General features: G+C 70.3%; 21 protein-coding genes and 1 tRNA gene. 10 read left to right on the top strand and 12 right to left on the bottom strand.

Features of this window, described 5'->3' with window-relative positions:
• Nucleotides 1-4 precede the first annotated feature (4 nt).
• Nucleotides 5-1,510, bottom strand: a complete 1,506-nt coding sequence (locus tag RM445_RS16525) for a glycine hydroxymethyltransferase (RefSeq protein WP_311557292.1) — start codon at nt 1,508-1,510, stop codon at nt 5-7.
• Nucleotides 1,511-1,653: 143 nt separating this feature from the next.
• Here RM445_RS16525 and RM445_RS16520 point away from each other — a divergent pair, with 143 nt between their 5' ends.
• On the top strand, nt 1,654-2,346 hold the full coding sequence (locus tag RM445_RS16520; protein ID WP_311557290.1) for a TetR/AcrR family transcriptional regulator: 693 nt from the start codon (nt 1,654-1,656) through the stop codon (nt 2,344-2,346).
• Between the two features lie 105 nt (nt 2,347-2,451).
• On the opposite strand, the gene RM445_RS16515 is transcribed toward RM445_RS16520, so the two are convergent.
• The 10 genes from RM445_RS16515 to RM445_RS16470 all read right to left on the bottom strand — a co-directional run bounded on the left by RM445_RS16515 (nt 2,452) and on the right by RM445_RS16470 (nt 14,067).
• Nucleotides 2,452-3,114, bottom strand: coding sequence for an L-threonylcarbamoyladenylate synthase (locus tag RM445_RS16515; protein ID WP_311557289.1), 663 nt, complete (start codon nt 3,112-3,114; stop codon nt 2,452-2,454).
• A 175-nt stretch (nt 3,115-3,289) separates the two neighbouring features.
• Nucleotides 3,290-4,168, bottom strand: coding sequence for a peptide chain release factor N(5)-glutamine methyltransferase (gene prmC, locus RM445_RS16510; RefSeq protein WP_311557287.1), 879 nt, complete (start codon nt 4,166-4,168; stop codon nt 3,290-3,292).
• A gap of 1 nt (nt 4,169) precedes the next feature.
• Nucleotides 4,170-5,246 carry a peptide chain release factor 1 gene (gene prfA / locus RM445_RS16505; protein WP_311557285.1) on the bottom strand — a complete coding sequence of 359 codons (1,077 nt, stop codon included), beginning with the start codon at nt 5,244-5,246 and terminating at the stop codon, nt 4,170-4,172.
• 71 nt (nt 5,247-5,317) lie between these two features.
• Nucleotides 5,318-5,542: a 50S ribosomal protein L31 gene (gene rpmE / locus RM445_RS16500; protein WP_311557283.1), complete on the bottom strand. Its 225-nt coding sequence runs from the start codon at nt 5,540-5,542 to the stop codon at nt 5,318-5,320.
• A 124-nt stretch (nt 5,543-5,666) separates the two neighbouring features.
• The gene (gene rho, locus RM445_RS16495; protein ID WP_311557282.1) at nt 5,667-8,066 is read right to left on the bottom strand and encodes a transcription termination factor Rho; all 2,400 of its coding nucleotides are present in this window, start codon (nt 8,064-8,066) and stop codon (nt 5,667-5,669) included.
• Between the two features lie 300 nt (nt 8,067-8,366).
• Nucleotides 8,367-9,269, bottom strand: a complete 903-nt coding sequence (gene thrB / locus RM445_RS16490; RefSeq protein WP_311557280.1) for a homoserine kinase — start codon at nt 9,267-9,269, stop codon at nt 8,367-8,369.
• Nucleotides 9,270-9,341: 72 nt separating this feature from the next.
• Nucleotides 9,342-10,427 (bottom strand): threonine synthase, encoded by a 1,086-nt coding sequence (gene thrC / locus RM445_RS16485; protein WP_311557484.1) that lies wholly within the window; start codon nt 10,425-10,427, stop codon nt 9,342-9,344.
• Nucleotides 10,427-11,755 (bottom strand): homoserine dehydrogenase, encoded by a 1,329-nt coding sequence (locus tag RM445_RS16480; RefSeq protein ID WP_311557278.1) that lies wholly within the window; start codon nt 11,753-11,755, stop codon nt 10,427-10,429. Before RM445_RS16480 ends, thrC begins: the two co-directional genes overlap by 1 nt.
• The gene (gene lysA / locus RM445_RS16475; RefSeq protein WP_311557277.1) at nt 11,752-13,191 is read right to left on the bottom strand and encodes a diaminopimelate decarboxylase; all 1,440 of its coding nucleotides are present in this window, start codon (nt 13,189-13,191) and stop codon (nt 11,752-11,754) included. The genes RM445_RS16480 and lysA overlap by 4 nt, the downstream gene beginning before the upstream one ends.
• A gap of 12 nt (nt 13,192-13,203) precedes the next feature.
• Entirely contained in the window at nt 13,204-14,067 is an 864-nt protein-coding gene (locus RM445_RS16470) for a DALR anticodon-binding domain-containing protein (RefSeq protein WP_311557276.1), read from the bottom strand.
• A gap of 120 nt (nt 14,068-14,187) precedes the next feature.
• Between RM445_RS16470 and RM445_RS16465 the strand changes: the two genes are divergently transcribed.
• The 6 genes from RM445_RS16465 to RM445_RS16440 all read left to right on the top strand — a co-directional run bounded on the left by RM445_RS16465 (nt 14,188) and on the right by RM445_RS16440 (nt 18,092).
• Nucleotides 14,188-15,009: a DUF3105 domain-containing protein gene (locus RM445_RS16465; RefSeq protein WP_397469334.1), complete on the top strand. Its 822-nt coding sequence runs from the start codon at nt 14,188-14,190 to the stop codon at nt 15,007-15,009.
• A complete protein-coding gene (locus RM445_RS16460; protein ID WP_311557274.1) occupies nt 15,006-15,692 on the top strand; it encodes a DUF305 domain-containing protein in 687 nt (228 codons plus the stop codon). The genes RM445_RS16465 and RM445_RS16460 overlap by 4 nt, the downstream gene beginning before the upstream one ends.
• Nucleotides 15,693-15,991: 299 nt before the next feature.
• A tRNA-Arg gene (locus RM445_RS16455) sits at nt 15,992-16,066 on the top strand.
• Nucleotides 16,067-16,155: 89 nt separating this feature from the next.
• Complete coding sequence (locus tag RM445_RS16450; RefSeq protein ID WP_311557272.1) at nt 16,156-17,346, top strand: site-specific integrase; 1,191 nt, start codon at nt 16,156-16,158, stop codon at nt 17,344-17,346.
• A 23-nt stretch (nt 17,347-17,369) separates the two neighbouring features.
• Complete coding sequence (locus tag RM445_RS16445) at nt 17,370-17,840, top strand: NUDIX hydrolase (protein WP_311557270.1); 471 nt, start codon at nt 17,370-17,372, stop codon at nt 17,838-17,840.
• A 33-nt stretch (nt 17,841-17,873) separates the two neighbouring features.
• Nucleotides 17,874-18,092, top strand: coding sequence for a hypothetical protein (locus RM445_RS16440; RefSeq protein ID WP_311557269.1), 219 nt, complete (start codon nt 17,874-17,876; stop codon nt 18,090-18,092).
• Between the two features lie 63 nt (nt 18,093-18,155).
• Here RM445_RS16440 and RM445_RS16435 read toward each other — a convergent pair whose 3' ends face one another.
• A complete protein-coding gene (locus RM445_RS16435; protein WP_311557268.1) occupies nt 18,156-18,350 on the bottom strand; it encodes a hypothetical protein in 195 nt (64 codons plus the stop codon).
• A gap of 685 nt (nt 18,351-19,035) precedes the next feature.
• Here RM445_RS16435 and RM445_RS16430 point away from each other — a divergent pair.
• The 3 genes from RM445_RS16430 (at nt 19,036) to RM445_RS16420 (ending at nt 21,136) form a co-directional block, all read left to right on the top strand.
• Entirely contained in the window at nt 19,036-20,136 is a 1,101-nt protein-coding gene (locus tag RM445_RS16430) for a hypothetical protein (protein WP_311557267.1), read from the top strand.
• Nucleotides 20,129-20,767 (top strand): HD domain-containing protein, encoded by a 639-nt coding sequence (locus RM445_RS16425; protein ID WP_311557266.1) that lies wholly within the window; start codon nt 20,129-20,131, stop codon nt 20,765-20,767. Before RM445_RS16430 ends, RM445_RS16425 begins: the two co-directional genes overlap by 8 nt.
• Before the next feature lie 183 nt (nt 20,768-20,950).
• Complete coding sequence (locus RM445_RS16420) at nt 20,951-21,136, top strand: hypothetical protein (protein WP_311557265.1); 186 nt, start codon at nt 20,951-20,953, stop codon at nt 21,134-21,136.
• The last annotated feature ends 307 nt before the right edge of the window (nt 21,137-21,443 follow it).

Raw genomic sequence — 21,443 nt, 5'->3', positions numbered from 1 at the left:
GCTGCTAGCCCTCGACGATCGAGAGGTCGATCTCCGGGTAGACCGGGAACTTGTCGCACAGCGCCGCGATCCGCGCGCGGGCCTCCTGCACGACCTTCGCCTCGGTCTCGTACTTCGCCTTGCCCGGCTTGCCGTTGACGCTGACGGGCGTGGTCGCCCGCAGGACCTCGACGGCGACGTCCGCGATCTCGTCGACCTCGTCGGTGCCCATGCCAAGCGTGGTCAGCGCCGGGGTCCCCAGCCGAAGGCCGCTGGTGTACCAGGGGCCGTTGGCGTCGAAGGGCAGCGAGTTCCGGTTCAGGGTCATGCCCACGGCGCGCAGGGCGGACTCGCCCTGGCGGCCGGTGAGCCCGAACGACGACGCGACGTCGGCCAGCACGATGTGGTTGTCCGTGCCGCCGGTCGCCACGCGGGCCCCGCGCCGCTGCAGCCCGTCGGCGAGCGCGCGCGCGTTGTCCACGATGCGCGCCGCGTACTCCTGGAACGACGGCTGCGACGCCTCCTTCAGCGCGAGCGCCTTCGCGGCCATCACGTGCGGCAGCGGGCCGCCCAGCACGGCCGGGCACCCCTTGTCCACGGCGTCGGCGTAGTCGGCCGAGGAGAGCACGATGCCGCCGCGCGGGCCGCGCAGGGTCTTGTGCGTGGTGCTGGTGACGACGTGCGCGTGCGGCACGGGGTCGTAGGCGCCGGTGAACACCTTGCCGGCGACGAGCCCGGCGAAGTGCGCCATGTCGACCATGAACGTGGCGCCGACCTCGTCCGCGAGCTCGCGCATCTTCGCGAAGTCGATCTTTCGCGTGTAGGCGCTGTAGCCGGCCAGCAGGATCAGCGGGCGGACCTCGTGCAGCTGCGTGCGCAGCGCGTCGAGGTCGAGCAGGCCCGTCTCCCGGTCGACGGTGTACCCGCGGGCGTCGAACAGCCGCGACGAGATGTTGAACCGGTAGCCGTGGGTGAGGTGGCCGCCCGAGTAGTAGTCCATGCCGAGCAGGCGCTGGTCGTGCAGCTCGGTGCGCAGCTCGGCGAACTGCTCGTCGGACAACGCGGAGACGTTCTTCACGTCGAGCCGCTCGAGGAAGCTCTCCTCGACCCGGGTGGCGAGGATCGCGATGAAGGCGACCAGATTCGCGTCGATGCCCGAGTGCGGCTGCAGGTAGGCGTGGTCGGCGCCGAACAGCGCCTTCGCCAGGTCCGCGCCGTGCGACTCGATGGCGTCGACGTTGTCGCAGCCGGCGTAGAACCGGTGCCCGGCCGACCCCTCGGCGTACTTGTCGGTGAGCAGGTTGCCCATGGCCTGCTGGACGGCCAGCGAGGCGTAGTTCTCGCTCGCGATGAGCTTGATGTTCGAGCGCTGGTCGACGAGTTCCGCGACCACCCGGTCGGCGACCAGCGGGTCCACCGACCGCATCTGGTCCAGCGACGCGAAGAACGTCAGCGCGGCGGGGTCGGGACGGCCACCGCCGAGCCGGCGGAGGTAGCGCTCGACGATGAGGTCGGGCTGGTCGATCGGCATCGTCGTACTCCTCCTCGCCACGATCTGCGGCCGCTTCGAGTCTCTCACAGCGCCGTCCGCCCGCTGGACGCCCTGCTGAGCACGCCGCCGGAGCACCGCTCTCTGTTGTTGTCGGCGATCCGCATCCTTGCCAGACTCGCCCGGTGACCGCCGCCGGAACCCGCGCCCGTGTCCGGGCCGCCCTGACCCGTGAGATCGCCGACACCGCCCGGCGGCACCTCGCCACGGAGGGCGCGGCGGGGCTCTCCCTCCGGGCCGTCGCCCGCGAGCTGGGCATGGCGTCGTCAGCGGTCTACCGGTACTTCCCCAGCCGGGACGACCTGCTCACGGCCCTGATCGTCGACGCCTACGACGCGCTGGGCGCCGCCGCCGAGGAGACCGAGGCCGCCGCGCCGCGAGTGGACCTGCGAGCACGGCTGCACGCGGTGTGCGGCGCGGTCCGCGACTGGGCGCTGGCGCACCCGCACGAGTACGCGCTGGTCTACGGCTCGCCGGTGCCGGGGTACGCGGCGCCCGAGACCACCATGGGGCCGGCGTCGCGGGTCGGGGTGCTGCTCAGCCGGATCGTGGTCGACGGGCTCGCGGCGGGCGTCGTCGATCCGGGGACGGGCGGGGCGGACGCGACCCTGACTCCGGGCGCCGCCGAGTCGGTGGGGCTCCCGACCGATCCCGGCACGTCCGCGGCGGCCCGCGCCGTCCAGGCCTGGACGGCGCTGTTCGGGCTGGTGAGCTTCGAGCTGTTCGGGCAGACGCACAACGTCGTGGAGCGCCACGAGGAGTTCTTCCGCGGTGCGGTGGAGCGGCTGGGCGACCTGCTCGGCCTACCGCCCGGGTGAGGTGCTCGATATGTCAGGAAGGCCACCTTCAGGACGTCACGTGCCCTGAAGGTGGCCTTCCTGACGCAGGGGGCCGCTCGACACAGGCCGGGGCGGGTCCGGCGGTCAGGCGGTGGCGACCTCGCGGCCCAGCACCTCGGCGACCGCCGCCAACGGCACCGCGCCCTCGCGCAGCACCCTCGGCTCGTCGCCGGTCAGGTCGACGATCGTCGAGGCGACCCCCACCCGGCACGGCCCGCCGTCGAGGTACACCGCGACCGAGCCGCCGAGCTGCTCCGTGGCCTCGGCGACGGTGGTGGCCGGCGGACGGCCGGAGATGTTCGCGCTCGACACGGCCATCGGCCCGATCTCGCGCAGCAGCTCCAGCGCCACGGGGTGCAGGGGCATCCGCAACATCACCGTGCCCCGGGTGACGCCCAGATCCCAGGTCAGCGAGGGGGCGTGCGGCAGCACGAGCGACAACCCGCCGGGCCAGAACGCCTCCACCAGCTCCCGTGCGGCCGCGGGCACGCTCGTGACCAGGCCGTCGATGGTGTTCCACGAGCCGACGAGCACCGGGACCGGCATGTCCGGCCCCCGCCCCTTGGCGGTGAGCAGCGACCGGACCGCCGCGCCGGAGAACGCGTCGGCACCCAGGCCGTAGAGGGTGTCGGTCGGCAGCACGACCAGCCGACCCGACCGCACCGCGTTGGCTGCGGCGGCGAGTCCGGCGAGCCGCGCATCGGGGTCGGCGCAGTCGTAGGTGGGCGGGACGGCGGGCGCGGTCACGCGCGCGAGGGTATGCCGCCCATGTAGCGAAAGCGGCGTCGGGTGCGTTCGACGCACCGAACGCCGCTTTCGCTACATCGAGCCGCCCTTCCGCCTCACGGGCCACGCCCGCCCGCGCGATCCGACGAGCGGCACAGTCGTCGCATAGGTTCCGACGAACGTGCCGGTCGTCCGATCAGGACGCCGCAGAACGGATGCGGTGAGCCGTCGCGAAGCGGGGCCTGCCCGCCAGGTCGGCGTGCTCCTCGACATCCGCCAGCGCGGGGCACCCGCGCAGCAGGTCCGGCATCGCGTCGGCGTGGGTGTCGTCGTGCTCGATCCCCAGCGCGCCACCGGGCCGCAGCAGCGCCGACGCCGCCGTCACGACCGCCCGGATGATCTCCAGGCCGTCGGGGCCACCGAACACCGCGCCCGGCGGATCCCAATCGGCCACCTCCGGCGGCACCGGAGTGCCGTCGGGGACGTAGGGCGGGTTGCACAGCAGCAGGTCGACCCGGGTTCGGAGCTCGGGCAGCAGATCCGCCTCCCGGACGTCCGCGGCGTGCACCGTGACCGGCGTACCTCCCGCCGCGACGTGCGTCTCGACGTTGCGGCGGGCCCACGCGAACGCCGCGGGATCCACCTCGACGGCGTGCACCGTCGCGTCCGGCCGGGCGGCGGCGACGCCCAGCGCCAGCGCGCCCGACCCCGTGCACAGGTCCACGACCAGCGGCGTTGTCACGTCGGCGATCGTCTTCAGCCCCCACTCCAGCAGCAGCTCGGTTTCCGGGCGCGGGGTGAACACCCCCGGTCCGACGGCGAGGGTCACCGGGCCGAACACCGCCGTGCCGAGCAGATGCTGCAGCGGTTCACGGGCTGCGCGCCGCTCCACCAGTTCCCGGTAGCGCTCCAGCACCGGCTCGTCGACGAGCGGCACCATGATCAGCCGGCCGCGGGGCACACCGACGACGTGCGCGGCGAGCAGTTCGGCGTCGACCCGCGGGCTGGCCACGCCCGCGGAGGCGAGGACGTTCTCGGCCTCGCGGACGGCGGACCGAAGGGGGTGGCGGGTCATGTCAGACCGCGACGGGCCCTGCTCCGACCGACTGGGCCCGCTCCGCCGCCGCCAGGGCCGCGAGCACGTCGCCGAGGTCGCCGTCCAGCACAGCGGCGAGGTTGTACGCCTTGTAGCCGATCCGGTGGTCGGAGATCCGGTTCTCCGGGAAGTTGTACGTGCGGATCCGCTCGGAGCGGTCAACGGTGCGCACCTGCGAACGCCGCTCCGCCGAGGCCTTCACCGCGGCCTCCTCCTCGGCCAGCGCCTGCAACCGCGACCGCAGCACCTCCATCGCCCGCGCGCGGTTCTGCAGCTGCGAGCGCTCGTTCTGGCACGACACGACGATCCCGGTGGGCAGGTGGGTGATCCGCACCGCGGAGTCGGTGGTGTTGACGCTCTGCCCGCCGTGCCCCGACGAGCGGAAGACGTCGATGCGCAGGTCCTTGTCGTCGATCTCGACGGCGGCGTCGTCGCCGGTGTCCGGGTAGACGAGGACGCCGGCCGCGGACGTGTGCACGCGACCCTGCGACTCCGTGACCGGCACCCGCTGCACGCGGTGCACGCCACCCTCGAACTTCAGTGCCGACCACACGCCGACCGGGTCGGACGCGCGGGAACGGATCAGCAGCGTGGCGTCCTTGTAGCCGCCGAGGTCGGAGTCGGTGCCGCCCAGGATCTCGGCCTTCCAGCCGTGCCGCTCGGCGTAGCGCAGGTACATCCGCACCAGGTCGCCGGCGAACAGCGCCGACTCCTCGCCGCCCTCCCCCGACTTGACCTCCATGATCACGTCGTCGGCGTCGTGCGGGTCGCGGGGCACGAGCAGCTCGGCGAGCCGGGTCTCCAGCTCCTCCACACGGGCGTGCTGTTCGCGGGCCTCCTCGGCGAACGACGGGTCTTCGCTCACCAGCTCCCGGGCGGCGACCTCGTCGTCTCGGGCCGCCGCCAGCTCCCGTGCCGCAGCCACGACCGGGCCGAGCTCGGCGTAGCGCCGGCCCAGCTTGCGGGCCTGCGCGGCGTCGGCGTGCACGGAGGGGTCGGCCAGCGCGCGCTCCAGCTCGGCGTGCTCGTCGAGCAGGGCGTCGAGGGACGCGGTCATGGGCCCTCCTGGGATACGTACGGCAGACATGCGAACGGCGCCCACCAGGATGGTGGGCGCCGTCGGTTCAGCTAGTTGTTGCCGCGGGCGGGGCGCTTGCCGTAGCGCGCCTCGAAGCGGGCGACGCGACCGCCGGCGTCCAGGATGCGCTGCTTGCCCGTGTAGAACGGGTGGCAGGCTGAGCACGTCTCCGCATGGATGTGACCGCTCTTCGCGGTGCTACGGGTCGTGAACGAGTTACCGCAACCACACGTGACCGTGGTCTCGTGGTAGTCGGGGTGAATTCCGCTGCGCACAGGGATGTCCTTCCGAGAATGTGGCGCCGGGTCCCCGCGTGGCGAGGTGAACCGGAGCCCGTGTGCGTGACAGTCCATTCAACCATCCGACGCCCCGGGCGATTCCCGAGGCGTCGGACGGACGTCAGTCCTCGCCGATGGCGGTGTTCTTCGCCACCTGCATCAGGAACTCGATGTTGGTGCGCGTCTTGCGCAGCTGCTCGAGGAGCAGGTTGATGGCCTGCTGGTCGTCGAGCGCGCTCAGCACCCGCCGCAGCTTGACCATCACGGCGTACTCGTCGGGCGACATGAGCAGCTCTTCCTTACGAGTGCCCGAGTCGCCGACGTCGATCGCCGGGAAGACGCGCCTGTCGGCGATCTTGCGGTCCAGCTTGAGCTCGGCGTTGCCCGTGCCCTTGAACTCCTCGAAGATCACGGTGTCCATCGTGGAGCCGGTCTCGACGAGCGCCGTCGCGAAGATCGTCAGCGAGCCGCCGCCCTCGATGTTGCGCGCGGCGCCGAGGAAGCGCTTCGGCGGGTAGAGCGCGGTCGAGTCGACACCGCCGGACAGGATCCGGCCGGACGCGGGCGCCGCCAGGTTGTAGGCGCGGCCGAGGCGGGTGATGTTGTCGAGCAGCACGACGACGTCGTGGCCCATCTCCACCAGGCGCTTGGCCCGCTCGATCGACAGCTCCGCGACCGTGGTGTGGTCCGACGGCGGCCGGTCGAACGTCGAGGCGATGACCTCACCCTTCACCGACCGCTGCATGTCGGTGACCTCCTCCGGCCGCTCGTCGACGAGGACGACCATGAGGTGGCATTCGGGGTTGTTCGTGGTGATCGCGTTCGCGAGGTTCTGCATGATCGTGGTCTTGCCGGCCTTCGGCGGCGACACGATCAGGGCGCGCTGGCCCTTGCCGACCGGCATCACCAGGTCGATGACGCGGGTGGTCAGCTTGTGCGGCTCGGTCTCGAGGCGCAGCCGCTCGTTCGGGTAGAGCGGGGTGAGCTTGGTGAACTCGGGCCGGTTGCGGGTCGACTCGGGGTCCTGCCCGTTGAGGGAGTCGACGCGGACCAGCGGGTTGAACTTCTGCCGGCTCTGCTCGCCCTCGCGCGGCTGCCGGACGGCGCCGGTGACGGCATCGCCGCGGCGCAGGCCGTAGCGGCGAACCATCGACAGCGACACGTAGACGTCGGTCGGACCGGCCAGGTAGCCGGTGGTCCGGACGAACGCGTAGTTGTCGAGGATGTCGACGATGCCGGCGACGGGCAGCAGCACGTCGTCGTCGCGGACCTCGGTGTCGACCGTGCTCTGGCCGCCGCCCTGGCCGCCCTGGGGGGTGCGGTCGCGGTCGCGACCCCGGCGGCGGTCACGGAACCGGCGCCCGCGGCGGCCGCGGCCGTCACCGTCGTCGTCCCCGTCGTCGTCGCGGTCCCGCACGTCGCGGTTGTCCCGCACGTCGCGGTTGTCCCGCACCTCGCGGTTGTCCCGGACATCCCGGTTGTCCCGCACATCGCGGTTGTCGCGGACGTCGCGCTGGTTGCGGTCGTCGCGCTGGTTGCGGTCGTCGCGCTGGTTGCGGTCGTCGCGCTGATTCCGGTCGTCGCGCTGATTCCGGTCGTCGCGCTGGTTGCGGTCGTCCGTGCGGCTGCCGCGCTCGTCGGTCCGGTCGGTCCGGTCGGTCCGGTCGCTGCGCTCGATCCGGTCGGTGCGCGGTCCGCGGTCGTCCGTGCGGTCCGTGCGCGGACCACGGTCGCCGCGGGTCCGCCCGTTCTCCCGGCCGGCCTCGCGCCGGCCGCCGTCGCCGGTGCCCTCCGCGGTGGTCTCGGGAGTGACGTCGACGGTCGGAGAGGCCACAGATGCACCGTTCTCGCCCTGATCGGCGCGGTCGGTCCGCTCGCCGCGCGTACGGCGCTGGCGCGAGCGTCGGGGGATGGACTCGCCGTCGGTCTCGACGGCGGCGGGGGTGACGGGTTCGGCGGGCGCCTCGGCCGGCTGTGCGGCTGCAGCGACCTCGGGGGTCGGCTCGACGGGCGGTGCGACCGTGGGAGCAGCGACTTCCGGGGCCGTCTCGACGGGCGGGGCCGCCTCGACGGGCGGGGCCACCTCGGCAGCGGGCACCTCGACGGGCGCGCCGGAGGCCTCGTCGGACGTGGCCTGCGCGTCGCCGTCGGCGGCCGCTGCACCCTTGCGCGGCGAGCCGGCAGGACGCGACGCGACGCGACGGCGCCGAGTCGGCGCGGGCGCCTCGTCCATGGCGGACTCCGCCGTGCCGGCACCGTTCGTGCTGGTGGCAGCGGTTTCGGGCAGCGGGAGCTGCGGAGCGGGACCACCCGCCTGGCGCTCCTTGATCGCGGCGATCAGGTCGCCCTTGCGCATCTTCGCGGTGTCCGCGATGTTCAGTTCGCCCGCGAGCTGGCGCAATTCGGCGAGCACCATGGTGCTCAGGCCCTTGCGGCGGGCGGGGGCGGCAGAGCCGCCCGTGGTGTCCGGAGCGCCCGCCTCGGGCGCGGTACCGGCGGTGACGAGATCAGTCTCGCTCACGAAGGTCCTTCCTGACCGACCGGGGGCATTCCCGGGTCAGCGGATTACATGCTCATCCGGACGGTGTGCCGGACGACTGTCGGGGTGAACGCGGCGTCGGCGGCCGTCCCGAACGGGCAGGACGACGAACGACACACTTCCGCTGAAGGGCCGCTCGGGCGGTTGCGGGCTCTACATTATTTTCTGCCCGGCTCGAGTGGCCATGCGGAAACGCATGGATCGCCGTTGCGCTGCCGAGGGTAGACGTATCCGTCAACGGCGGCAACAACACCCCCGCCCGACACGCCGTCCACATCACGGTCACGTGACCTCGACCGCGACGCCGGACGGATCGACCGGCAGCCGCAGCACGGTGAAGCCGTGCAGGTCGAGCTCGGGCGGCAGCGCGCCGTCCGTAGTCAGCGCCAGGACGGTCGGTCCGGCGCCGGAGATCACGGCCGGTACGCCCGCCGCCCGTAGCGCGTCGACCAGCGAGGCCGACTCCGGGTAGGCCGGACGGCGGTACTCCTGGTGCAGCCGGTCCGCGGTGGCGGGGAACAGCAGTTCCGGGCGTTCGGTGAAGGCGACCACGGCGAGCGCCGTGCGACTTCCGGTGAACGCCGCGTCCGCCAACGGGACCCGATCGGGCAGGAGCCCGCGGGTCGTCGCCGTGGAGGACTCGACGTCCGGAACCAGGGCAACGGGGGCGATCGACGATTGTGCGTCGAGCCGTACAGCGCCGAACCGGTCCGGTTTGTTCCCGCCCTCGTCCCAGGCGACGACGAACCCGCCCAGCAGGCTCGCCGCGGCGTTGTCCGCGTGCCCCTCCATGCCGGCCGTGAGCTGCAGCAACGTCTCGCGCTCGGTGGCGACGTCACGGCCCGCCAGGGCTGCCGCGGCCGCCGCACCGGCGACCGCAGCCGCCGCCGAGCTGCCGAGACCCCGCGCGTGCGGGATCGCGTTGCGACAGCGCAGGTGCAGGCCGGGCGGCGCACCGCCGAACACCTCGAAGGCGCGGCGCATGGCCCGCACGACGAGGTGCCGCTCGTCACGGGGCACGCCCGCTGCGCCCTGCCCGTCGACCTCGACGATCACGCCGTCCGTCGCGACGGAGACCTCGACCTCGTCGTGCAGACCCAGTGCGAGCCCGAGGGTGTCGAACCCCGGCCCGAGGTTGGCCGACGACGCCGGGACCCGGACCCGAACCTCGGTGGGCCTACTCACCGCAGCCGCCAGGCTCGCTGGCTCTCGAGGCAGGTACCTGTTCGAGACGGAGGGCTTCGCCTGACGACTGCGTCACCTCAGCTCCAGCGCGTCCGCCACGACGCCCGGGTCGATCGGCACCACCGTCGGATCCGGGGCGGCGAGCAGCGCGGTGTCGGGGTCCTTGAGGCCGTGCCCCGTCACCGTGCACACCACCAGCGACCCCGGAGGCAACGTCCCGTCGCCGGCCGACTGCAGCAGGCCCGCCACGCTCGCCGCCGACGCCGGCTCGACGAACACCGCCTCCCGCGACGAGAGCAGCCGGTACGCCGCGAGGATCTCGTCGTCCGTCACCGCCGCGAACCGCCCGCGGGATTCGTCACGCGCCGTGATGGCCTGCGTCCACGAGGCGGGAGCGCCGATGCGGATCGCGGTCGCGATCGTCTCCGGGTGGCGCACGGGCGCGCCGTGCACCAGCGGTGCCGCACCTGCGGCCTGAAAGCCGAACATCCGCGGCAGGGCGTCGATCAGGCCGTCCTTCGCGTACGCCTGGTAGCCCGCCCAGTAGGCGGTGATGTTGCCGGCGTTGCCGACGGGCAGGCAGTGGATGTCGGGAGCGCGGCCGAGCACGTCGCAGATCTCGTACGCCGCGCTGGCCTGGCCGGCGATCCGGGTGGGATTGACGGAGTTGACCAACGCTGCGACCGGGTAGTCCTGCGCGGTCTTGCGGGCGAGCTCGAGGCAGTCGTCGAAGTTGCCGTCGATCTGCAGGATCCGCGCGCCGTGCGCGACGGCCTGTGCCAGCTTCCCGAGCGCGATCTTGCCCTGCGGGACGAGCACCGCGCAGGACATGCCCGCCCGGGCGGCGTAGGCGGCCGCCGAGGCCGACGTGTTGCCGGTCGACGCGCAGATCACGCCCTGCTGGCCCCGCGCCAGCGCGTCCGTGACCGCCATCGTCATCCCGCGGTCCTTGAACGACGCCGTCGGGTTCGCGCCGTCGACCTTGAGGAACACCTCGCAGCCCGCGCGGTCCGACAGGTACGGCGCGGGGAGCAGCGGGGTACCGCCCTCACCGAGTGTGACGATCGTCCAGTCGGGCTCGACCGGCATCCGGTCCCGGTAGGCCTCGATCACTCCGGGCCATCCGGCCCGGGTTCCTGCGCCCATGATCCCGGCCATCACGTGCCCACCTCCGGTGCCGTGCGGCCCAGGTCCTCGACCCGGACCACGCTTTCCACGCCGCGCACGGCATCGAGTCCACTGAGCACCTCGACGGTCGCGGCCAGCGCCGCCTCCGGCGCCTCGTGCGTGACGACGACCAGGCGCGCGTCGCCCTCGCCGTCGCCACGGCCGCCGGTCTGGCGCACCGCCGCGATGCTCACGTCGTGGCGGGCGAACTCCCCCGCGATGGTCGCGAGCACGCCGGCTCGGTCCGCGACGTCCAGGCTCACGTGGTAGCGGGTCGGCACGCTACCGATGGGGCGCACCGGCAGGTTCGCGTGCGTCGACTCGCGCGGCCCGCGCCCGCCGACGACCCGGTTGCGGGCCACCGCCACGACGTCGCCGAGCACCGCGCTCGCCGTCTGCGCGCCGCCCGCACCCTGGCCGTAGAACATCAGCTGCCCCGCCGCCTCGGCCTCGACGAACACCGCGTTGAACGCCCCGTCCACCGAGGCCAGGGGGTGCCCGGCCGGGATCATCGCCGGGTGGACCCGGGCGGAGACGCTCTCCGGGTAGGTCCCGTCGGCCGGGGTCCGCTCGCAGATCGCCACCAGCTTGATCACGAAGCCGAGCCCGGCGGCGGCCGCGATGTCCGCGGCGCTGACGTCGCGGATGCCCTCGCAGTACACGTCGGCGCTGGTCACGCGGGTGTGGAAGGCGAGCGACGCGAGGATCGCGGCCTTCGACGCGGCGTCGTAGCCGTCGACGTCCGCGCTCGGGTCCGCCTCCGCGTAGCCGAGGCGGGTGGCCTCGTCCAGCGCGTCCGCGTAGCTGGAGCCCGAGGCGGTCATCGCGGAGAGGATGAAGTTCGTGGTGCCGTTGACGATCCCGGCCACGCGGGTGATCCGGTCGCCGGCCAGCGACTCGCGCAGCGGCCGCAGCAGCGGGATCGCCCCGGCCACCGACGCCTCGTAGTAGAGGTCGGCACCGGAGGCGTCGGCCGCCTCGGCCAGCGCCGCGCCGTCCTCGGCCAGCAGCGCCTTGTTCGCCGTCACCACCGACTTGCCGGCCTTCAGCGCCTCGAGCAGGAGCGTCCGGGCGGGCTCGATGCCGCCGATGACCTCGACGACGACGTCCACGTCGTCGCGCGCCACCAGCGCGGACGCGTCCGTCGTGACCAGGTCGCCCAGCTCCGGGTGCCGACGCGGGCGGCGCACGGCCACCCCGGCCAGCTCGATGCGGGTACCGACCCGCGCGGCCAGCTCGTCCGACTGCTCGTGCAGCAGCCGCACGACCTCGGTTCCGACGGTGCCGCAGCCGAGCAGGGCGACGCGCAGGGCGTTCACGGGGTCACCTCCAGGCGGAACTGGTCGGCGACGGTCTCGCGGCGCAGGATCGCCCTTGCCGCACCGTCGCGCACGGCGACCACCGCGGGCCGCGGCAGCCGGTTGTAGCTGCTGGCCATGGAGTAGCAGTACGCGCCGGTGGCCGCCACGGCCAGCAGGTCGCCCGGAGCGAGGTCCGCAGGCAGCCAGCAGTCGCGCACCACGATGTCACCCGACTCGCAGTGCTTGCCGACCACGCGCGACAACGTGCTCTCCCCCGTGCCGTCGACCTGCGACCCGCGGGACACCAGCCGCACGTCGTACTCCGCGTCGTACAACGCCGTCCGGATGTTGTCGCTCATGCCGCCGTCCACACTGACGTAACGACGGGTCCCCCCGGTCAGCGGCACGTCCTTGAGCGTGCCCACCTCGTAGAGGGTCACGGTGCCCGGTCCCGCGATCGCCCGCCCGGGCTCGACCGCGATCGCCGGGGCCGGCAGCCCGGCCGCGGCACATTCGCGGGCCACGATCGCGCGCAGCTCGTCGGCGAGGCTCGCGACGTCGACGGGATCGTCGCCGGGCCGGTACGCGATGCCGAAGCCACCGCCGAGATCCAGGGTGTGCACGGAGGCGAGCGCCTCGGGCCCGTGCTCGCGGTGCAGCTGCGCCAGGAAGCGGACGACGCGGTGCGCGGCCACCTCGAAACCCTCGGTGTCGAAGATCTGGCTGCCGATGTGGCTGTGCAGGCCGACCATCGTCAGCGCGTCGGCCTTGAACACCCGGCGTGCGGCCTCCGCGGCATCGCTCGTCGGCCCGCCGGCGATCGAGAAACCGAACTTCTGGTCTTCGTGCGCCGTCGCGATGAACTCGTGGGTGTGGGCCTCGACACCCACCGTGAGCCGGATCATCACCGGCACCGTCACGCCCCGCTCGCGGGCCACGGCGTCGAGCCGCGTGATCTCGAACAGCGAGTCGACCACCACATAGCCGACGCCGGCCTCGACCGCGGCGATCAGTTCGTCGGTGGACTTGTTGTTGCCGTGGAACGCGATCCGGTCCGCGGGGAAGCCCGCCCGCAGCGCCACGGCCAGCTCACCGCCGCTGCAGACGTCCAGGCTCAGCCCCTCGTCGGCGACCCAGCGGGCGACCTCCGCGCACAGGAACGCCTTGGCCGCGTAGTGCACCGACCGCGCACCGAACGCCGCGGCGAACCCCGCGGCACGGGCCCGGAAGTCGGCCTCGTCGACGACGAACAGCGGCGTGCCGTACTGCTCGGCCAGGTCGCGGACGTCCACGCCGGCCAGCTCGACGACGCCCGCGTCTCCGCGGCGGGCACTCCGTGGCCATACCGCCGGAGCGAGCGCGTCGAGGTCGGCGGCGTCACGCGGGTGCACACCCGCGGACTCGGCCGGGGGCAGCACGCCGGCGTGCAGCGGTCCGGCGGGATGAGCGTTCACTTGATCCTCTTGTCAGATTCGGTCGGGTGCGCTCACGCCGAGCAGCCCGAGCCCGTTCGCGAGCACCTGGCGCACGGCGACGACCAGCGCCAGCCGCGCACGGTGCAGGTCAGTGACGTCCGCGTCCCCCACCGGCAGCACGGGGCAGACGTCCTGGACGTCGAAGAAGGCGCCGGTCAGCGCCTCGAGGTACCGCGCCACACGGTGCGGCTCGCCCGAGCGCACCACGGCCGGGAAGTGTCCGATCGCACACACCAGCTCGGCCTCGCGGGGATGTGCGAGCGGCCGCAGGTCCGTTCCGAGCCCGATGCCGAGGTCGGCGGCGTTGCGGATCAGCGACGCGGCGCGGGCGTGCGCGTAGCGGATGCGGAAGACCGGGTTGTCGGCGGTCCGCCGCCGGAGCAGAGCGACGTCGATCACCCGGCCGCACGCCAGGGCGTACCGCGCGGCGTCCGCGCCGACGGCCTCGACGAGCCCCTCCGGCGCGGCCACCACCAGCAGGTCCGCCGCCGCCTCGACGAGGGACGCACCGTCCAGGCCGTAGTCCTCGCCCTCCGCAAGCACCTCCGCCACCAGCGCCGATCGGCCGTCGGGCGTCATGCGGAGGTTGAGGAAGCCAGGCCCGGCCACCTCGGCGCCCGCCACCTCGGGCATGCGGATGAGCGCCTCGGCCAGCCAGCCCGCCAGCTCGCGCGGCTCCACCCCGATCCGGCCCGCGGTGCGCAGCGCGACGCTCGTGGCGTACTCGCCGTGCGCGGGATTGCGGGGCCGCTCGACTCCGGCGTCGGCCGGCAGCGCCGCGGGATCCAGCCCGCGGACGGCCAGGACCTCGGACGCGGCGGCGCGCACGAGATCGTCGAGCAGGGCGGGGGTCACGAATCGATTCTAGGGAGTGCGGTACGGCGTCTCCCGGGCCTGTCCGCCGTGGGGGCTTCTCACGGCCCTCTCAGGCGGCGCTCCTAGACTCGGTGACCGGAGCACGCCAGGGTCGTCCGGGTGACGGTCCACGGAGGGTCGGGACGGTCGATGGTCAGCGGCAAGAGCAGCAAGGCCTCGCGCAACACGCGCGCCTCCGTGGTGACGAAGCGGGCCACACCCTGGGGAACGATCGCCGCCGTCGCGGTGGTGCTGCTGATCGCGGTCGGCGTCTTCGGCTACGGCATCGCGGCCAACCGGGCCAAGGACGCAGAGCGCGCGGCCCTGTCCAAGTTCACGCCGTCCGCGACGAACCAGGACCCGTCGCTGCAGATCGCCGGGATCGTCTCCCAGCAGTACGCGGGCGGCCAGCACGTCACGCCGGACCAGCAGGTCGCCTACACCCACGCCCCGCCGTTCGGCGGCGCGCACGACGGCTACTGGGCCGCGTGCAACGGCGTCGTCTACCCGACCGCCGTGCGCACCGAGAACCTCGTGCACTCCCTGGAACACGGCGCGGTGTGGATCGCGTACAACCCGGACCAGATCACGGGCGACGCGCTCTCCACCTTGCAGAAGAAGGTCGACGGCGAGCGCTACATGGTGATGTCGCCCTACCCCGGCCTCGACTCCCCGGTGTCACTGCAGTCGTGGGGCCACCAGCTCAAGGTCGGCGACGTCACCGACCCGCGCATCGACGAGTTCATCTCGGCGCTGAAGCAGAACCAGTACACGCACCCCGAGGTCGGCGCGAGCTGCGACGCCACCGGGCCGGGCGCCTTCGACCAGGACAACCCGCCGCCGTTCGTCGCCGCCCCGGCGCCGGGCACCCCCGGTTCACAGCCCGAGATCAGCGCCACCCCCGCGACCGTCGCACCCGACGCCCCGGTGCCTTCGCAGTGACCCTCGAGGCCCCACCGGCACCCCCTGCCGAGCGCAGGGGGTGGGCCCGCCCGCTGATCGCGGTGCTGGCCGCGGTCGGGCTGTTGCTGTTCGGGGCCGCTGCGGGCCTGCTGATCGGGCTGCCCGGGTCGTCCGCGACGTCGACCCCGACCGCCGACTCCGTCGACGTCGGGTTCGCGCAGGACATGTCCGTGCACCACCAGCAGGCCGTCCAGATGGCCTCCTGGGAGCGCGACCACACCACCGACCCCGCGCTCAAACAGCTCGCCTTCGACATCGAGACCACCCAGCTCCAGCAGATCGGCCGCATGCAGGGCTGGCTGGGGCTGTGGGGCATGGCGTCGGAGGCGCCCGGCGGCAAGCACATGGCGTGGATGGCCGACGACGCCCACTCCCATTCGATGACGTCGAACGGCGGCGTCGACTCGATGCCCGGCATGGCCACGTCGGACCAGCTCCGCTCCCTGCGGGCGGCGTCCGGCGACCAGATGGACGTGCTGTTCCTACAGCTCATGCTCCGCCACCACGAGGGCGGCGTGCTCATGCTGCAGTACGCGTCGGAGCACGCGTCGGTGCCGGAGGTGCGCAACCTGGCCGCGCAGATGCTGAGCTCGCAGACGAGCGAGAGCGAGTACCTGAAGCAGTTGCTCGCGGCCCGCGGTGGGACGCCGCTGCCGCTCTGACCCGCCGCCCGTCACACAGGTGGTGGCGCTGTCGCACAGGTAGCAGGGCCTGCGCACATGCTGTGCGGGTGCGTCGGCGCCGAAAGCTGTGCGACGGCGGGTTGGCGAGGTCGTTGCGGCGGCGGTTCCGGCGCAACGACCATGATCGCCGTTCCGGCGCGTCCGCTGCTGATGATCCCGATCCGGACGCGCGTGCTGCTGTCGGATGAACAGCCTTGACGCGCCATCGGCGATCACCTGGGCGCTGAGGGTGCCCCCACGAGGCCGGCCGGGGGTGCGCTAGGGTTCATCTAGCTACGGCCCCCGTAGCTCAGGGGATAGAGCACCGCCCTCCGGAGGCGGTGGCGTAGGTTCGAATCCTACCGGGGGCACCACCCGCTGACCAGCGGTTCTTCTCTTCCCGATCGCAACGCGCTTCGGCGCGTGGGATGGATCGTGGGATGAACGCTCCTACTCTCATCCCATGCCACCGCGGACTCGACGCCAGCGCGGCCACATCGAGCAACTTCCCAGCGGCAACTACCGGGCCGTCGTCTTCGCCGGCACCGACCCGCTGACTCGCCGGCCGCGCTACATCCGCGAGACGGTCAAGACCTACGACGAGGCCAAGAAGGCTGCGGTCAAGCTCCAGCGCCAGGTCGACGAGGACCAGCAGCCCAAATCGAAGATCATGGTCAAGCAGGCCGTCGAGCAGTGGCTCGACGTCGCCGCGCTGGAGGACACGACCCGCGAGCGGTACCAGGACCTCATCCGGCTCTACGTCCTGCCGACGTTCGGGCACCTCCAGGCCGCGAAGCTCGACGCCGAGCTGCTGGAACGCTTCTACGCCCGCCTGCACCGCTGCCGCGACATGTGCACCGGCCGACGACCGTCGGCCGGCCACACGTGCCGCCCGCTCTCGACGAGCACCACCCGCAAGGTGCACTACATCATCCGCGGCGCCCTGGAGCGCGCGGTCCGCTGGCGCCACCTCGGCGTGAACAAGGCCGCGATGGCCGTCGCCCCCTCTCCCGAGCGGACCGAACCCGACCCGCCCAGCGCGGACGAGGCTGCGCGGCCGCTGAACGCGGCGTGGAGCGACCCGGAGTGGGGCCTGCTCCTCTGGCTCACCATGCTGACCGGCCCGCGCAGAGGCGAGATCTCGGCTCTGCGCTGGCGCCACATCGACTTCGATCGCGGCCTGCTGTCCATCATCCGCAGCAACGCCCAGCCGAAGGCCGGCGTGAAGGAGAAACACACCAAGACCGGCCAGGCGCGGAAGATCGCCCTCGACGCGCACACCGTCGAGCTTTTGACCGCGCACCGGCAACGGTGGGAGCAGCGCCTCGACGAGCTGGGCGCGGTACTTAGTCCGGACGCCTTCGTGTTCTCCACCTCCGCCGACGGCCTGGCCCCGTACGCGCCTCGCGCCATCAGCCAGCGCTACCGCAAACTCGCGCTCAAGCTGACGCTCCGCAGCACCCGCCTGCACTACTCCGCAACCGAGCTCGTCGCCGCCGGCGTCGACATCCGCACCGTCGCCGGCCGCTTGGGCCACGGCAGCGGCGGCGCCACAACGCTCAACCGACAGCTCGTACTCAGCTGGCTCCGCAACATTCGCGGTCCCCGCAGCGTGCCCCTGGAGCAGCTCGCCGGGCGGCTGCACCTCGCCTGAGCCACGGCCCTACGCTCGGACGCGTGACCGACCCGACCGCGTCCTTTGCAACCCCGCGCGTCGCCGCCGGCGCCCTGTTCTTCGACGATCAGGGCCGCGTCCTGCTCGTCCATCCGACGTACAAGGACACCTGGGACATCCCGGGCGGCTACGTCGAGCGCGGCGAGTCGCCGGCCGCGGCATGCCGCCGCGAGCTGCGGGAGGAACTCGGGATCGACCGGGAGACCCTGAAACTGATCAGCGTGGACTGGGCGCCGAACGACCGCGAGGGCGACAAGATCCTCTTCATGTTCGACTGCGGCAACCTGGGGGCGGATGAGGCCCGGATCAGCTTGCCGGCCGACGAGCTGGACCGGTGGGAGTGGGTCGATCCGGCGCAGCTCGACGAGTATGTGATCGACCGCATTGCTCACCGCGTGCGTGCGGCCGTGGGATCCCCATCGGTCGCCTACCTGGAGTACGGACGTCCGACGACACCGGTCCGATCACCCTGATTGGCTAACACAGGCGCACGCCTGCGCGAAGGTGTGCAGAGCCAGACCGGGCTCAACCTGTTTGGTGGACAAGGTGTCGCCGTCCGCAAGGTCATCATGAAGCGCGGACACGGCCGCGCCGACTATCTGCTCTACGTCGACCGCCGCGCGGTCGACGTCATCGAGGCCAAGCCGGAGGGCGTGCCGCTCACCGGCGTCGAGTGGGCTCAATCAGTCCCTCGATCCAGGCACTCGGGCTATGGAGGGATTTGACATGAGCCTACAACAGCAGAGTGGCGGCGTCTGGACTCCTCCAGCGCCGCCACTCCAGTGATTCTACTTCTTCTTACGTCGCTTCTTTGCGACGTCCACGACCAGGGCCACGGCCCGGACGGCCACCAGCGCGTAGGTTGCCGGGCTTCCATCCTGCAGCACCTCAGCAACATCGATGGACAATTCCGCTACGCGGATCGCGAGATCGACGTCGAACCGTAAGCGTGGCTCCTGGTTGTCCACTTCGCGGTCAGTCACCGTGCCCCACCTTTCAGCATGTCGTCGCTTTGACGACACCTCCTGGTGTACTCGCGGTTGCAACTCTCTGAAAGATTAATCTCTGCGACTGACACCGAAGCCTGAACTGTGTACCGGCTTCCATCTAAGGAGCCCGTGACCTAATCAACAGTTGCCAGGGACGTCAAGCCAGTGCTCAAGGCAGACAAGCAGCCTAGGTTGCACAGTGATGGATTCGAGCCCTAAGCCCACGTTAAGCGTGCATATGCGAGGCATGGTGGACTCGCACCACCGTTGACTGGAAAGCTGGGACTCAGGAGCCAACTATAGTCTTACTATAGCTGCTTGAAATTGGCTGCAGGACAGCAACGAGGCGCTTAAGAGCTCGATAATGGCCGCACATCCCCGACAGCCCCACTCTCAACTACAAATTATCACAACAGGGTCACCTGCAGTAGTTCTACAATCTCACATGTAGTGCTAAATCGGCACCTCAGCGATAAGCGTTATTGCTGCCTTGTCGCCAGATGTATGGTCGCCTCTACCGCCCATGGGGTCACGTCTCAAGAGAGGATTCCCGCCGCTGCGAAGCTATCTAAGGCCGCGCTTCACCTGCCACAGCGAGTTGAACCCTCTTGCGTGCACGCAAGAGGGTTGACGTGTGCCCAGCTAGGCCCCCCCGCCAGTGATCAGTTACGGTGCGTAGATGGAGCCTTCAAGCTGCGGCAGTGAGCTGCCGCGACGCCGTCTACGCGACCTCGCGGAGAAGGCGGGCTTCAACGTGGCCAGCCTCGCCGCGATGATCGAGGTGAATGAGGCAACCCTGTACCGGGTCTGGTTGAGCGAGACTTGGGATCAAGAGATCGAATCGATCAATCTCAAGCGACTTCTCTCGGTGATACCAGGTGCGACCGAATACTATGCCGCATCTGTTTTTAGAGAGCGCTCCGCGCAAGTCGTCCAGCTGTTTCAGAAATCCGGGTTCGCACTCAATATGGACGAGCTGGACCGCGCACTTGCGGGTGGCATTACACCGCAATACCTGTTAAATTCACTTGAATCTGTCTACCATGTCTTACGCGGCGATCAAGATCGCGCAATCAAGCATCTGCAGGCCGCCTGGGGCCTTAAGCAGAGCCGAGCATTGGATGTTGCATGCGGCAATAACCCCAACTTTGATATCCTGAAGGATCGCACCGAACTACAAGCGGCCATGAGGGACGTATTAAGTAAGCTGCTCGCTCGACGTGGATACTCCTTCCCGCGTACGCTAGCAGAGGTCAACTTGGCACATCAACTCGGGAAGGCGTCTGGAGATGTGGCCGAACAAGCCGATGCCAAGGTAAGAAAGAACAGTCGGGAGGAGAAGTATGGCTTCATGCTCCGCGGTTCGTACATGGGGGCGCTTCGACAAGCAGACGACCTGGATCTAGCGAGACGCTACAAGGCCCGAGTCGAACGAAGCGGAATAGTGAAAGTCGTCGAATCATGGGCGTTTCCGACTTGGACAGGCGATTACCCGGTACGCTCCACTTTCGAATTACCGTCCGAGGTGCGCCTAACCCACACCGCTACTGAGGTCATCCACGAAGTCAGAGAATACAACGACGCCTATGTCTGGTACCTTGTTACTACCTTCATACCGCTCGCGCTGGAGACAATCGATCCGAAGTTCGGTAACCAGTTGCGCAACTTGGCAGACGCACTTGACGTCCGAGCCGAAGCAACCTCCATGAAGGAACTCGCTGAGGAAGCGCGCCAGTTGTCGAAGCAGATTCGCCGTACATCTGAAGGGCACAATGACTGAGTTCGACTCAACAGAGGTCAACCGTGGCGAGACGGACGGACACGAACAAGCACTGGCTCGCTTCTTCCATGAAATCGGCCACCTCAAGCGAACTCCCCGGACCGGCTGGCTCCTGGCTGGGATAGCTCATCCGGAGAGCGTTTCCGAGCACTCACACCGGGTCTCCGTAATCGGGGCAATTTTGGCGATGGCGTGTGGCGCTGACGCCGGGAAGACGGCCCTGATGTGCCTGCTGCACGACATCCCCGAGACTCGAACTGGGGACATCCCTTCTGTTGGCAAGAAGTACGTTTCTAAGAGTTCGGACATCACGGTCCTTGCTCAGCAACTTGAAGGGGTTGCCGATCCCCTTGCGCGTCAGCTGCTTGACTTGGCCGAAGAGTACGTCAAGAGAGAGACTCTCGAATCCAAGCTAGCTCACGACGCAGACAAGATTGAATGCTTGGCACAAGCCATGGAATATACAGATCAGGGGCACGTTCTGGCTAAGGACTGGATCGAGAGCAGTCGGTTAGACGTTGAGACAGAAGTCGGCGCACGAACCGCTAATGCCATGGCATCAGGAAATCCAGGATCATGGTGGCAGTCATTCGTTCGCAGCTATCGGAGTCGAATCCGGCCGATTGACTAGAGATCACAGCTCTGCCCTTGGCCTCAGGAACAGTAATCGAGTTGGTGCTGTTCGCCGGAGGCAAGACACAAAGCCACCGGCGGGCTCTCAAAGGCAGTTACGCGCCCAAGCTCTTCGCCAGTGTCACCGTCTCTCGCTCGGGCAGCCAGATGGCGCACGGATGTGCGGCGAATGAGCACGCTAGTGGAGCGCTACGACGGCCTGATCCGGCTCTACGTCCTGCCGACGTTTGCCCAATCCAGGCCGCAAAGCTCGATGTCGAGCTGCTGGAACGCTCGCCTGCACTGCCGCGACATGTGCACCGGCCGCCCCCGCGCCGGTCACACCTGCCGCCCGTTGACCACCAGCACCATGCACAAGGTGCACTAGATCATCCGCGGCGCCCTCGAACGCGCCGTCCGGTGGCGTCATCTTGGTGTCAATAGCGCCGCCCTGGCGGTCGCCGTCCCCGAGCGCACCGAGCACGACGCGCCGAGGGCAGACGAGGACGCACGGCGGTGAGGTTCAAATAGGAGGCACGAGATGGGAGTAGAAGGCCCAGGTTGGCACTGACGTCACGGCGCCCGTGCTATCCAACAGCGTCGATAACATGAACGACACTGATACCATCTCCAGCGGCGATGGCAATCTGGTTGCCCTGAGCGGCGAGCGCCACCGGCGATGTTCGTCATGGCAA

The sequence above is a fragment of the Pseudonocardia charpentierae genome (assembly GCF_031845345.1).
Classification (GTDB): domain Bacteria; phylum Actinomycetota; class Actinomycetes; order Mycobacteriales; family Pseudonocardiaceae; genus Pseudonocardia; species Pseudonocardia charpentierae.
Note: the sequence above shows the minus strand (reverse complement) of the source record. Positions and strands in the feature narration are given on the sequence as shown.